The sequence below is a fragment of the Pseudopedobacter saltans DSM 12145 genome, from assembly GCF_000190735.1.
In the GTDB taxonomy this organism is placed as follows: Bacteria; Bacteroidota; Bacteroidia; order Sphingobacteriales; family Sphingobacteriaceae; genus Pseudopedobacter; species Pseudopedobacter saltans.
The window spans coordinates 402,260-417,418 of the sequence record NC_015177.1 but is presented as its reverse complement, the minus strand read 5'-3'; the positions used below and the strand labels follow the sequence as shown (position 1 = coordinate 417,418).

The window sequence follows — 15,159 nt, the reverse complement described above, 5'->3', positions numbered from 1 at the left end:
GCTGAAAGTTATAAGCTATTTGAACTCCCATAGTTCGTTTTTCCACGGATAACTCCCCGGTTTCAGAGTAATAAAAAGTTGTTTACCTTCCACTATCGTTTTAATCAGCCCTAAGCCAATTTCCTGAACTGGGGTAATTACTTTTATATTTAATTCATTTAAAATTTCGAAAGAGGTAGCTCCGCCTTCTATCACTAACTCGCATATTTCAGTTTTGTTATAAGCATACGCTACTATTAAAGCCATTCTTTTTCTAATTTCTGCAGCATTCCCTTTCGTTTCCGGAGAAACAGCAAAAATGACTCTTGATCTTTCTTTTAATTTATTTATAAGTTCTTCTTTTACTTTTTCATCATTCTCTTTATTACCCATGAAAACCACATATTCCGGTTTTACTTTTGATATTTTTTCTAAGCTACCTTCATATGCTGAACCACAAACATAAAGGATGGGATAGTTCAGCTCAACATGCTCCCTGAAGCCTATTTTAAACTGTTTGTATTTATGATGAAGTATAGCATCGAAAAAAGCAGATCCTCCAGCCAATAAAAAACCGGAATGAATATCCTGAGCAAATAAATCCAATTGTTCCTGTGTGGATACTTCTGCTATCAAACAACCTTCAGTAACATCCGGGTTATTTGGAGCTTGTACCAATTTCCAATTAGGTGCCTGTAGGATAGACAATACATGTTGATCTTTAATCGGAAACTCTGGATCTTCTGAAAAACTTGTTTCATTAATAAGCGTACCATTAATGTAATACACTCCATTTTCGATGATACGACCAAAACTCGGATTTGCAGGAGAAAAAAGAACAGTTTGAAACTGCAATTGGTCTTTAAAAAATTCAATTTGTTTTTTGATAAAACCTCTTAACGCCGAATCAAACTTTAGATAAATAAATGGATAAGCTTTTTTATCTAACTCTGCTGTTATTTTTTTCAAATAAGAAATAATCTCATCCTCTTTTAATGACCTTGTGTTTGAATTCAATATCTGAACATCAGACTGCAACCCCGCATCCAATTCGTGGACAATATCTACCGTTAAATTATAACGAAGAGCAATCCCGCCAATTTCGGCTGCTCCAGTTAAATCGTCTGCTATTACTAATATAGAAGCCATTTTCTTTATTTATTTTTTGATAATTGAACTGCTGATTCTATTGCCAAAATCATAGCGTCGGGACTGGCAACTCCTTTTCCAGCTATCTCAAATGCCGTACCGTGATCTACCGAGGTTCTGATAATTGGTAACCCCATTGTGATGTTCACTCCTTTCACGCTATCCATTTGTTTCTTTTCCGCATTCCATTTAAATCCAGTTAATTTAAAAGGAATATGCCCCTGATCATGGTACATGGCTACTATTCCCCCATAATAACCAGTGGCTGCTTTGGAGAATAAAGTGTCCGCCGGAACCGGTCCCTCGACATCATACCCTCTCGCTTTCGCTTCCGCTACTGCTGGCAAAATTTCCTCATCGTCCTCGGTGCCAAACAAGCCCGAATCTCCCGCATGCGGATTTAGCCCTGCAATACCGATTTTAAGGTTTGTTTCTCCTAAACTAATCAAGCCGTTCTGAAGCAATTCTATTACCTCTAAAATTCTGTCTTTTTTTACTAAATCACAAGCCTGACGCAACGATACATGAGTAGAAACGTGAATAACCTTTAAGTTATCCTCTACCAAAAGCATTGCATATTTTTTTGTATTCGTATAATGTGCATAAATCTCAGTATGTCCTGCAAAATGATGTCCGGCTTCATTAACAGATTTTTTGTTAATGGGTCCCGTTACTGTAGCATCTACATCTCCTTTTAATGCCAGATGGATTACTTTTGTTACCGATTCGAAAGATGCATTTCCTGCTTCTGCAGATATTTCTCCGAATTTCACCCTTGATAAATCAGTATTTTCCAAATCGAAGATATCTACTATTCCTAATTCAAATTTGGCATCAGCAACCCGTTGAATGCTATTGATTTCTGCCTGAATACCTAAAACATGAGCAATATTTCTAAAAACTTCGGTATCACCAACAATTATAGGTTTACATATCTCATGAATATGTGGATTCAATACTGCTTTTAAAGCTATTTCTGGGCCAATACTCGCCGGATCACCCATCGTAATCCCAATAATAGGTTTAGACATGACTTGCTATATTCAGTTTAATGTTTTCTTTATTGATTAAATTATGGAAAGCTTCAATCAGCTTAGTTTCTTCTGTTTTTCCTAATTCATGTAAAGGAGGCATCATATGCGAATCACATAAAGATAATTCTCTCATGAGCACCTTCAACCCCCACAGAGACTCGCCCAGAGATTTATTTGACTGATATAACGCTCCCAAATCATCGGATTGCTTTTGTAAAATATAAGCCAATTCATTATCCCCGTTCTCTACAGCGATACACATTTCATTATAAATTGCAGGAGCGAAATTCCCCGAACTTGGTATGATACCGTCACTGCCGTTTATCATGGCATAAGCAGATTGCGCTGCCCAACCCATATAATGTTTGAAATCGTCCCTGTCTTTCCATAAAGCCAAAGATTTATCCAATCTTTCCACGCTTCTTTCCGAGTCTTTAGTTCCAACAATTTTTGGATGATAACTCAATTCATCCAATAACTCCAGGGGAATAGACATATGAGTGGTTGCGGGAATGTTATACACTACCAGATCATTTGGGATTTCTTCTGCCAACTGCAGAAAATATTTACCTATTTGAGCATCAGACAGCTTATAATAAGTTGGTAATGTTGCAGCTACAGCATCGATTCCCAAATCGTATGCTAAATGCGAAAATGAGACAGAGTCTTCTAAAATATTTGAAGAAACACCCACATATAGCTTTTTATCGGCAGGTTTGTTTTCTACGCCAACCCTTAAATATTCTTCCTTAAAATTGTTCGATAGTGATGCCGATTCACCTGTAGTTCCTAAAATAAATGGAATAGCATTATTGCTATATAGATAAGAAAATATCTTTGCTACAGCTTCTCTGTCTAAACTTAAATCTTTGTTCAGAGGGGCTACCACAGGAACAATTGTTTCTTTTTTCTTCTGATTCTCTTTCATGTTTTAATAGGCAGCGTTAAAAATGCATATCGCGTCTGATAATGTAATTTCTCTTGGATTATTCACCAACAATCTCGTAATCTTCATGGCGTCTTCTGCCATTTGTGGAATTGATTCCTGTGGGATATTTAAATCCCTTAATCTGGCTGGAATGCCACATGCTTGTATCAACTGCTTTATTTTAGCGATACCTGCCACAGCAGTTTCCTCATCTGTATTTTCTCTTCTGCATCCCAAAGCAATAGCTACCTCGGCATATTTTTTTGGATTTGCAGTATAGTTGAATTCCATAACGTAAGGCAAAAGCAATGCGTTGGACAATCCATGAGGTAGATGAAACATGCTGCCTAAAGGATAGGACAAAGCATGTACTCCGGCAGTATTAACCGGCCCTAAACAGAAACCTCCAAGAATACTTCCCAAAGCGACCTCGCTTCTAGCTTCTTTATTTTGACCATTCTTTACCGCTTCTTCCAGGTTTGCAGCAATGAGACGCATTCCTTCAAAAGCGTACATATCTATAAAGGGTTGCGAAAACTTATTCGTAAAAGCTTCCAAACAATGTGTTAATGCATCTAAACCTGTTGCCGCGGTAATAGAAGCGGGTAAACTTAAAGTCAACAATGGATCGGCATAAACCATATCCGGAACCAGATAAGGGCTGATAATTCCTTTTTTCTGATTTTCATCATCAACCAAAATAGCATTCGGAGAAACCTCACTGCCTGTCCCGGACGTTGCCGGCACACAGATCAATCGCTTGCTTCTGCCTTTCAATAAGCCATTTCCAACAATTTCCTCTAAAGTTTGCGTATTGTCTAACTGTGCAGCAACCAATTTGGCAACATCCAATACACTCCCCCCCCCAATACCAATTACTGTATCTGCATTTGAGTTTTTCAGCTCGCTCAATATTCTTCTGAAATCAGCGAATGTTGGCTCCTGCTCGATACTTGTATCTGTTATAACAACAATGTTATTTTTCTGTAACTCGTCAATAAAACCAGCCAATTGCGACTGCAAAGGCTTAATTGTCAACAATATTACCTCTTTGCAATTGAGCTGAATAAGTTCTTCGGCCAATTGCGTCATCACACCATTTCCAAAAACTAGCTTATTAGGGAAACTAACTTTTAAAATCCTATTAATCGACATTTTATATATTATTTCTCTTGCGTTCTACTCTTCTTCTGCCTTATAAGTCTCTAATGTTGGCAAAGTATATCCTTTAACACTTGGCCAAACCCCATTCTTAATCGGTCTTGCTTTTAATTTTTTCGGATCAACAACCACATGTTTCATTTTTTCACGTCTCCATGTATAAGCAAAATGCAGCAAACCATCGCTTGTCTGAATAACTGCAGGATAAGAATACTGGCTGATTGGCGAATCCTCTAATATCAGAACAGCGTTCCAATTGACCCCATCTTTAGAAACCGCAACATTTAAAGGCGTTCTGGCCCCTTTCGGGTTGTCTTTTGGAGGCAAAACATGATTGTAAACCAAAACATGCTTGCCGTTTTTCATAGTTACCGCATCTGTTCCCGAATTATTATTTGGTAATGTGGTTTTCTTCAAAGGAGTCCAGGTTTCACCGTTGTCATAAGACCATGATTCTGCAATTGCCCAGTTACGTGTTCTTGCCAATATTTGCAATTTTCCGTTTCCGTGATCCAATACGCTTGGCTGAATAGCATTGATATTATCTTCTCCTCTTCCCACAGGCCCTACTTTTCTCCATGTTTTTCCAAAATCAGATGTAATTTCGAAATGGATGTTCCATCCGTTTCCTTCGGTACTTGTAGGGCAAATTAGATTTCCATTGCTCAACAGAACAGGTTTGTTTTTCACCGGACCTAAATAGCCTTCTGGAAGTTTCTCTGCTGCAGACCATGTTTTTCCTCCATCTTTAGACCTTTTCAGCATTCCCCACCACTCTGATGGTTTTGGACCAACTTTATAAAAAAGCATTAAATCTCCATTCGGAATTTGATATAAAACCGGATTCCAGGTTGGTAACCTCTTTCCATCTTCCTGAATCCCGTTTGCGGCTGATACAGGGGTTAACCATTTTCCATTTTCCTGTCGGCTTACATAAATCTCAACATCCGGGTGCCTTTCATGCGTTCCTCCAAAAAAAGCATAAACCAATCCTGTAGGTGTTTCTGCAATAGTTGCCGAATGACAGGAAGGGAAAGGTGCTTTATCATAGATAAACTCATTCTTAACGATTCCCTTTCTCCATTTATATAATGCGTTCCTCTCTTGCGCCTGTGCTCCGGACAGAAACAAAAAACTGACGATAATGGATATTACTACCTTACTTTTCATTTGATTTCTGCGCTTTTTCTGCTTTTATTTTATTTGTATAATCTTTATATAACTGTCTCCAGCTTCTGCCATTTGCATTTAAATAGGCTTCTGATTTGTCTTTATATATCTCGAAAATGGCAGAGATTTGTTTCATATTCTTAAAATCTATAGCCATTTCCCTGGCTTCCTCCAGGTAAGTCCTAATGGTTTTCTCTTCTTCTGCAGTTAAATCAGGAACAATAGCTTTGTAGCCTTTCATGGTAAAATCTACTTTACCTACGGTATACTTATCCAGTATAAAAATCACTTGCTCTGGAGTCAGTTCTTGTCTTAAACCATTCATTAAAGTTTGATGAACCTCTGTTGGCATGGCAGAATCTGCGATAATGGAACGGTACAGTTCATTAAGTCTCTCTCCTGTTCTTGGGTTGATTCCTGCCGGTACTGTACTGGCTGGATGGCTGTTGTGCCAATCTTTAACAGCAACAAGATGATTAAAGATTAAAGCTTTCACTTTCTCTTCTTTTTTCGCATTATCCAGCTTTAACTCTGCTACCCAATCGTTAGCTTTCTTTTGTTCGCTTGTATTGTCCTGAGCCTTCAAGCTGATTGCCCAAAAACTCATAAAAAAAACAACTAATATCTTTTTCATCATGTTTATAATTTGGTTTTAAATTGATAAATACCCGATCCTATTTCTATCAAGACTTTTTTTCCGTCATCAGAAAGTACCTTGATGTCTTTATTATCTTTTAACTTTTTATTGTTCTCTGTAACTGATGATAAATCTTTGGCAGACAAATAAACCTGCGCTTTTGCATTTGCTGGAACAGCAATCCTCCATTCTAAAGCAGATTTATTTTTCGTCCAATTGGATTCAATCTTACCATACAAACTATTATAGCTTGCATTTACATGGTCTAAACCTGTAATCATCTCGGGCTTCATAACAATAGTTTGAAATGCGTTTTCTTTTGATTTGATTCCTGCCAGATTCTCATAAAACCAAACCAGCAAATCACCCAGCATCATTACGTGGTTTTGAGAATTCATTTTAGGATGTGCCGTATTTCCATTCCACAACTCCCAAATCGTTGTTGCACCGTTTTCTACCATATATCCCCAGGAAGGATAGGTTTTATTTGTTGCTATTTTATAAGCCAGATCTACTCTTCCCATATCGGTTAAAGTGCGCATAATCCATTGTGTGCCGATTACTCCAGTACTTAAATGTCCTTTATTTTCTTTTTCTACAATTTCCACAATTCTGTTTGCCAGTTTTTCTTTGTTGGCATCTTCTACCAAACCGAAATACATAGCCAGTAAATTGTCTGTCAACGAATTTGTACCATAAAACCCTGCTTTATTATAAAACTTTTTATTGAAATCAGTTCGCATTTTTGCAGCCTGATCTAGAAAATAAGATTGGTCTTTCCCATTTCCCGTCAGCATACTGAAACGAGCCATGGTGTGCAACAAATGATAGTAATAAGAGCTGGAAATTAAAGCACTCGGATATTTTTTATCAGCAATTTGTCCTCTACCAGCTTCTATAGTCACCGGCGGAAAACACCAATCTCCATAGCTGTCTTTGGTAATAATACCGTCTTTGTCTATATAGCGGGATTGCATATAGTCCATCCACTTTTTCATAGCTGGATAATGCTTTTGCAGTATTCTTAAATCTCCGGTTTGCTGATAAAGCATATCTGCAACAAACAGATAAGTTCCCGGCCAGCTGATGTTATCACTGTAATATCGCCAGAAAGCAGGTGCCACATCCGGAATTGCGCCATCTTCTTTTTGGGATAAGCGAATGTCTTCTAACCATTTGATGTAAAAGTTCGCGTTATCAAACAAAAAGTTTTCTCCGTAAGCGCTTACCGGGCGATCTCCCAACCATGGCTGGCGCTCATTCCTTTGTGGACAATCTATCGGCATCCCTTTATAATTGGAAGCTATACCCCACCAGGCATTTTTATGAATCTGATTTAAAAGTGGATTTGAAGAAACGAACGTTCCAACATTCTGCATGTCATCATAAACCAATCTTCCGGTAAAATTAGCTTTGCTTGCAACACCAGGATAACCACTAACTTCAACATAGCGGAAACCATGATAAGTGAAGCGGGGCTCCCATTCTTCTGTTCCTTCGCCTTTTAAAATGTAATTATCTGTTGCTTTAGCATCGCGTAAATTAGTGGTAAACAGTTCGCCATTATCTTGTAACGATTCTGCAAAGCGAAGCGTGACCTTGCTACCACTTGTTCCGCTTACACGCATTTTTACCCAACCAGAAAAGTTCTGGCCAAAGTCTATGATGTATTTTCCTTCAGCTTTTTTAACAATGGAAACCGGAACAATATCCTGCATTACTTTCATGTTGCCATTTAGCTGGGCTTCATAATCTCCACCCGGTTCCTGAACATAATCAGCATTTAGCCATTTTTTATCGTCAAAACCTACATTTGCCCAACCTTTAAATTCCTTTCTGGCATCGTAATTCTCACCATCATATTCGTTACTTGCAGTAATTGGTCCGTTCGAAGTTCCTTTCCATGAATCATCTGTTTTTAAAGTTTCGGAAGAACCATCTTCATAAATCACCATTACCTGCACTTGCATTTTAGGGAAACCAAAGGTTTTTACTTTATAAGGTTTCGCCTGCCGCATTGCATAAAAACGACCATTTCCTAAAATTACACCGATAGCATGTTTCCCCTCCTTCAGGAAATTGGTTACATCCAATACATTGTATTTAATGTTTTTCGTATAATCTGTAGGGCTTGGCGCTAATACCTGATCGCCAACTTTTTTCCCATCAATATATAATTCATAAAGCCCTAAACCCATAATGTAGGCTGTAGCTTTTTTTACCTTTTTAGGGGTATTGAACTCCTTTCTGAAATAACGGGCAGATAATTTTCCTTCTTCCTCACTGTCTGACGGGAAATATCTATCAAAACCAATCCAGCGACCTGCCCAATCTTTATAGTTAAGCAATCCCATTGTCCAGATAGCATTTTCAGACCAGGCGCTTTCCCCTTTATTCGTGTAAACCTTTACTTTCCAAAACACTTCCTCCCGGCTTTTCAAAGCTTTACCTTGGTAAATAACATGAATAGAGTTATTCGAGTTCTGCCTTCCGGAATCCCACAAATCACCAATATTTTGATCCAGTTTATCTTTAGAAGATGCTACCAATATATGATAAGCTGTTTGCTCAATGGCTCTTTCGTCTCCACTTAACTTCCAGCCCAATCTTGGAGCAGACACATCTATTCCTACAGGATTCACAAGCAACTCGGTACGTAAATCGTACACACTTACTTTCGCCTGCGCCTGATGCTGTAATGCTACAAATAACATCAGTAAGATAAATATGACTGGTTTTAGTTTCATTTTTATTCCTTTTTTAACCGCTTTTTAACCGCAAAGGGCGCTAAGTTCACAAAGTCAATTGGTTCATTAGTAAACTTACTATGGACTATCAACAACCAGACTTCCGTCTTCGGTCCTCCGACTTCCGACATCTTCTTTATGGTCTTTGTGGTTACTACAATCACATAAAATCAAAATACAACACCATATGCAATGCCCTTATCGGCTCTTTCTCAAAATCATAGTACACATGCTTCATTCCCATTGGCCCTGTTGTCTCAGGCTTTTGCGTTTTAGTTCCAATGCCTGAAATTCCGTTCATAAAAGAGATATCTCCTTTAGGAAATGTAGGTTCCATATTTTTCCAATCTGTATCTTTCTGCTCTTTTGGTGTGTACAACCTTAAAAAAACATCTTCTCTATCAGTAAATACCTTAAAACTTTGATCTTTACCAATAAATTTCGTCCAGTACATATTGGAATGATAACCTTTAAACTCCGGATACCTGAAGGGAATTTCTCCCGTAGCGGTATCATTATAGTCTTTTTTCCAAACACCAAACTGGTTACCTTTCATTCTGTTCTTCCAAACCCGATAAGGTCCCATCCCCATGTATTCAACACCTTTAATCTGATCTTCCGGGAAATCGAAATTCACACCTACAAAACGAGTAAAGTAAGCTTCCGGAAAATACTGCACATGCATTTTCAACTGTCCCGATGGTAAAATCTCCCATCTTAAAGTATTGTAGCTTTCTTTTCTGTCGAAAGTTGATGCGATAACTACTTTACCTTCTTCCCTGCTCAGTTTAAAGTTTTTATAATTATTTACTGCTTCCTGTAAAACGGGTCCGTTTTTGAAAGGGATAACTCCTTTGGCATTCTGAACCTGCTCTAATAAACCTGTTGTTTTATTAATTTGGTAAGTAATACCATTCGCTTTGACTACAAATGAGTTGGCAGTTTCCTGAATAGCTATATTTTGCTGTCCGTCTTCTTTAATTAAAGACTTTGCGACTTTATTTGGCAAAGAGATTGGAAAGCTCCAGGTGAATAGCTCCTGCTGATTAACATCTTTCGCGGTGATATACAATACATCAAAATCCGTCCATCCCTGCGGAAGATTAGCTTTCAAAACTCCTTTGTCTCCTGCTTTGATGTTCGGTGCAGTAATACTCCCCTTTTTTGATTCTTTGACCTCGTTATAATTACCCAATTTTTTCAGTTCGTAACTGAAGGTGCACTGATTGGTATTGGTAAAAGAATACCTGTTTTCGATATGGAATGAACCATCAAAACCTTTGGTCATTTCTCTTTTTTCGAAGAAAATCGGACTCCAAACTTCTTTAATGGTAAAAAAGCTTCCTTCTTTTTCATAATACGGACCAACTATTCCATCCGGACCGTGATTTCCATCAGTGTCTATTATTCCGTTTTTATCCGTCCTAACCACACCCTGATCCTGAAAATCCCATAAGAAACCACCGGCAGCAAGCGGATTAGCCAACATCGCTTTCCAGTAATCTTCCAAACCTGCACCATGGCCTCCGTCAAACATTCCATGTAAGAATTCTGTAGGCATTACAATATTATGTCCATGATCGTAAGTGCCAATTCCATAATTGTACTCGCGATAATGTGTAGTTTCAAAACCTCCGTAAACTGCCCATGGGTAAATCAGCGGACGTTTTTGAATATCCTGTTCAAAGAAAATATGATCCAGTTCAGCATTATGTCCACCCTCATTTCCGTTGGCCCAGAAAATAATAGACGGATTATTTTCAGAAACCACCATCATTTCTTTCAATAATTTAGAACCGGTAGGTGTATCATAGTGTCCATGCCATCCGCCCAATTCATTCATCACATATAATCCCAGGGAATCACAAACTGCCAGGAAATGATTATCTGGCGGATAATGCGCCATACGAACAGCGTTCATATTCATTTCCTTCATCAGCTTCACATCGCCAATGCTAATTTCCTTACTGGTTGTTCTTCCAGATTCGGGATGAAAAGAATGGCGGTTTACTCCTTTAAATTTGATCTTAACTCCATTGATATAAACTCCGTCACGCTCTTTAACTTCTACTGTTCTGAAACCAAACTTTTGCTCTAACTGGTGCTGAACTTTTCCATTTTTCAACAATGTAAATTGTGCTTTATATAAATTCGGAAATTCTGCAGACCAAAGCTTAGGGTTCGCGAAGCTGGTATTCAGCCAATTCTCTTTTCCCGAAAGTTTAGTTTTTAAACGCTTTCCGAATTTCTTACCCTGAGCATCAAAAAGCTGAACAGCAACTTCGTCTGCATCACCTTCGGTTAGTATTTTAGACCTGAAAGATCCATCCGCCTTAGCATCTAAAGAAACTCTTTCTATATGATTCTGAGGCAGACCTTCCAGATAAACAGGCCTGAATATTCCACCAAAAATCCAGAAGTCACCTTCTCTTTCCGCCGCGTTTACCGATTTATTTGCCGAATGCTTAGCTACTTTTACTTCCAGTAAGTTTTCTTCACCAAACTTAATCAGCTTAGAAATATCGTATTTAAATACATAAAATGAACCCTGGTGAATCTCTCCGGCCAATTTACCGTTAATCTTCACTTCCGTGTCAGTCATCGATCCTTCAAAAACGATGTTTACAATTTTATCTTTCCAATCGTCGGCAACTTTAAACTTATATTTATAAAGTCCTTCTTCTTTCCCTTTATTAGCCTCTTTATTGAAACCGTAATTATATTTCCCAAAGCCTTTAAGCTCCCAGTTTGACGGAACCGGAATCTGAGTCCAGTTTCCTGCATTCATACCTTCGGTTACAAAGAAATCCCACAAAACACCGTCGTCCTTTCCCTTTCCGGAAAGATATTGTGTCTCTGTCGTTTGAGCAGAAACCTGCAATCCGGTAGTTCCTAAAAAAAGTAAGGATAGAGCTATTTTCGCGTTCAACTTCATGATATCTAAAGGCTATTTCAGTTTAATATGGTCTAATGGATTATTCGTTCTAAAAGGTGCCGCTGGTAGACCTCCTGCGTTAAAAAGATTAGGTTGTGCTGCTTCATCCCAGGCAAACCTAACCTGTTGGATTTGCTGTACCTTATCGCTTTTAAGTACAACCGTATTATTTTCTATTGTAGCCGTAGCCGGATAAAAAGTAAGGTCGCTTCCTGCAACTTCAAATGCATCCAGAGGTTTTCCGTCTATACTTTTTAAACCTGTTGCATACTTAAACTTCACTACAGCTTTATTGCCCGCATATTCAACCGATGCCATTTCCGGTCCATCGGCAACTATGTTTTTGCCATAAGCATATTTCAAGGCTTTCAATGTATGTCTTCTTCCTATTTCCCACTTATAATTAGGATGAATATCATTCACATTATCCACCAAATCAGTGGTTATAATCCTTGCAGTATAAGGTAATTGCAAAACAAGATCCTGTGCCTCCCTAAATTCGGGCAAAATAGTTCTTGACATTCTTACCTGTCCTTTTTCATCCAGAGAATAATGAAAAGGCGCTATTTCTGTAAAATAAAACGGCATTTTAGGATTACCCCAGCTGTTTCTCCAATTCTCTATCAGCGCTTTCATTTTATAGCTGTAGCTGATAGTCTCTTTCAAAAATACATTGGTTTCACCCTGATACCAGATAAAACCTTTTATAGTATATGGCGCCAGAGGTTCTATCATCAAATGATAAAACTTACCCGGGTCTCCTTCTTTCTTTTTGTCTTTTAAATAAGATGATTTATCCCAGTATACTTCTGAAAACCAGGGTTCTATTCTACTACCACTAACAGCCGAAGAAATAACGCCGACAGGAACGCCTAACTCTTGCTGCAGGTTCTTGGCAAAGAAATATGCCGGAGCAGAAAATTGGCGTAATGCAGAATCCTTAGCAACAGCCCAACCTTCGTATTTTCCGTCTGGTTTAGACAAGAATTTTCTCCTTACCAGAAACACCCTGATATTAGGATTAGTAGCCTCTGCAATTGCATTCTTAGGAAAATAATTCCCTTTCAAGGGAGCTTTTTCCTTTTCTATTTTACGCATTTGGTATTCCATGTTCGACTGCCCCGAGCACAACCAAACTTCACCTATTAATACGTCTTTTAATTCTATTACATTATTAGCCCTGATAGTAAGCGTTTGCCCGATAGCATTAGCTTTCATAGCTTTCAGCTCAACTTTCCAATTACCTTTTTCGTCTGCTTTGGTTTGCTTACGCTGATTTTGAAATTCTACCGTAACCTGTTCGCCCGCATTGGCAGAACCGAAAATTGCCACAGGCTGGTTTCTTTGCAAAACCATGTGATTGGCAAAAATATTCGGCAGCACAACATCTGCTTTTGCGGAAAAGCTTGCTCCTATTATAGTTAGATATGTAATGAAGCGCTTCATCTATTTCAATCTCTCTGCTTTTAGTGAAGAAATACGATATACAGCTTCTTTTACTGCCACACCAGGATTTTTCACATCAAAGTCCTGATCCGTTGGCGTATCTGCATCCGGAAATCTTCTCACGTCTCCGGTTCTGAAAGAAACTTTGCTGATATTACTCACTGGCTGAAAGAACAATTTCGTCCCTTTATCTGCCCCGTTGATAGCAACCTGATAAGAACGTGTAGTAACATCTACGGTAAACACGAAATGGTAAGTCTGTCCCGCTTCGTATTTCGATAAAGAAGCATTCCTGTAACCTGCCTTATTCTTAATTATACCATCATTATCAAAAATGATTCTTGATGCAGCCAGCCCCATATCATTTACAAACTCTATTTGCAAAGAACCATTATCATTTTGCTGAGGTGTAACGGTAAACTCAATTTTTGCTTTTTTAGAAGCTTCAATTACCCTGTCCGCTTTGGCATAGTCGTAAGGATCTTTGTCTCGCAAAACCAAAGCATTTCCTTCTACCTTTGCACTTGCCCATAAAGGACTGTAAATATTCCAGCTGTTATAAGCCTGATTCGGGTTTTGTGCAAAATCATCATTAACCACTCCGCTTACAGTTGACTTTACCGGAACCGGAACTTTAGCCACCCACATATCCTCTTTGTTCATGCTGTAAGTAAGCCACATGTTTTTATCCGGAACAACACCATTTCCTTCCAGGATACCGCGAACGTATTGCGGACCGTAGGATTTATAGTTTCCTCCATACCTCATCGTTGAAATTTCGCCGTTCACCAACAATAAGTCTGTATAAGTTAAACCATCGTTACTGGTGGAAACTGCTAATGGCCATCTGAATTCAGATGGATTGTAAACCGTAGCAAAACGGCCATCCGAAGTTTTTTGTCCCCATATTTTAGCATTGCTGTTTACAAATCCCGGAGCTCTTAAAGGATTATACTCCCAGGTTTTGCCATTATCTTTACTTATAGAAGTCAATGCATGTTTCCATAAACCAACTACTCTTCCATCATTCAGGTGATAATAAGAAAATGCTTTCACCGGACGTTTGAATGGCACTAATGGATCGTTTCTATCTGCTTCTTCTACCCATTGTTGCATCATTAAAGGCTGAGCCATCAACTCGTTACAAGCTTGTACAAAAGCTTTGTCTTTGCTCTTGGTGTAGAATGGATATTTCGCCATTTTCTCGTTAAAAGACGAATTAAAACGGATAAAATAAATAGGACCAAAAGTCCCGTCTTTTTTTATTTCCCTAACTACACGGCCCAATCCATTTCCATCATTCGGATCATCTTTCGCATCTAAAGCCACTCCATAATATCCACTCGTCAACAATTTCCCGTTTTTTGCGGTATAGAATCCCATTCTCTGATGCATAATCGCATACAAATCTTTGCCTGCTTTATCCGTACGACCTGGTTTGGTAAAACCTTCAGGAACCAAATAAGGAGGAAAAAGCTCTATAGAAGTAGACCAATTGTAGCCGTCTTTAGAAGTTTGCAAAAAGGTTTTCCCTTCTGCAATATGTTCCCCAACCGGATTACTTAAATATTGCAAATAGTAAGTGTTATTCCAATAAGCTAAAAATGGCTGGTGATTATAAGTAAATCCCTGTCCACCTGCCAACTCCGGAAACTCTCTGTTTGCTCTGAAAGTTTGAATATTATGCGTACCAACTGCAGGTGTTAATTGTCCGTGATGATAATCTACATTAGACAATGTTTTCCCTACATATTTAATGGTATCCTGCGCTATTGCCTTTTGCATAAACGCGATTACCGATACGCTTAATAATATTGATTTGATCTTCATATATTATTTCTTAAGGCTTCGTATTGAAGCTTTTTTTAATCTTATCATCAGATTGCTTCGTCGTCCCTCCTCGCAATGACGCTTCTGTTTTAGTCATTGCGAGCCTGCGAAGCAATCTCTCTACTTTATTCCTGCTTTAGTAA

At 38.5% G+C, this 15,159-nt stretch carries 10 protein-coding genes; all 10 read right to left on the bottom strand.

Annotation, left to right across the window (positions count from 1 at the left end; genetic code table 11):
• Positions 1-15: 15 nt before the first annotated feature.
• Positions 16-1,128 (bottom strand): four-carbon acid sugar kinase family protein, encoded by a 1,113-nt coding sequence (locus PEDSA_RS01680; protein ID WP_013631416.1) that lies wholly within the window; start codon positions 1,126-1,128, stop codon positions 16-18.
• 5 nt (positions 1,129-1,133) lie between these two features.
• The gene (gene pdxA, locus PEDSA_RS01675) at positions 1,134-2,159 is read right to left on the bottom strand and encodes a 4-hydroxythreonine-4-phosphate dehydrogenase PdxA (RefSeq protein WP_013631415.1); all 1,026 of its coding nucleotides are present in this window, start codon (positions 2,157-2,159) and stop codon (positions 1,134-1,136) included.
• Positions 2,152-3,090, bottom strand: a complete 939-nt coding sequence (locus PEDSA_RS01670) for a dihydrodipicolinate synthase family protein (RefSeq protein ID WP_013631414.1) — start codon at positions 3,088-3,090, stop codon at positions 2,152-2,154. The genes pdxA and PEDSA_RS01670 overlap by 8 nt, the downstream gene beginning before the upstream one ends.
• Before the next feature lie 3 nt (positions 3,091-3,093).
• Positions 3,094-4,245 (bottom strand): iron-containing alcohol dehydrogenase, encoded by a 1,152-nt coding sequence (locus tag PEDSA_RS01665; protein WP_013631413.1) that lies wholly within the window; start codon positions 4,243-4,245, stop codon positions 3,094-3,096.
• A gap of 24 nt (positions 4,246-4,269) precedes the next feature.
• Positions 4,270-5,421: a sialidase family protein gene (locus PEDSA_RS01660; RefSeq protein ID WP_013631412.1), complete on the bottom strand. Its 1,152-nt coding sequence runs from the start codon at positions 5,419-5,421 to the stop codon at positions 4,270-4,272.
• A complete protein-coding gene (locus PEDSA_RS01655; protein WP_013631411.1) occupies positions 5,411-6,058 on the bottom strand; it encodes a DUF3826 domain-containing protein in 648 nt (215 codons plus the stop codon). Before PEDSA_RS01655 ends, PEDSA_RS01660 begins: the two co-directional genes overlap by 11 nt.
• 2 nt (positions 6,059-6,060) lie before the next feature.
• Entirely contained in the window at positions 6,061-8,805 is a 2,745-nt protein-coding gene (locus tag PEDSA_RS01650; RefSeq protein WP_013631410.1) for an alpha-L-rhamnosidase, read from the bottom strand.
• A gap of 160 nt (positions 8,806-8,965) precedes the next feature.
• Positions 8,966-11,740, bottom strand: a complete 2,775-nt coding sequence (locus tag PEDSA_RS01645) for a glycoside hydrolase family 2 protein (protein ID WP_013631409.1) — start codon at positions 11,738-11,740, stop codon at positions 8,966-8,968.
• Between the two features lie 12 nt (positions 11,741-11,752).
• Positions 11,753-13,186, bottom strand: a complete 1,434-nt coding sequence (locus PEDSA_RS01640) for a sialate O-acetylesterase (protein WP_013631408.1) — start codon at positions 13,184-13,186, stop codon at positions 11,753-11,755.
• On the bottom strand, positions 13,187-15,016 hold the full coding sequence (locus PEDSA_RS01635) for an exo-alpha-sialidase (protein WP_013631407.1): 1,830 nt from the start codon (positions 15,014-15,016) through the stop codon (positions 13,187-13,189).
• Between the last annotated feature and the right edge of the window lie 143 nt (positions 15,017-15,159).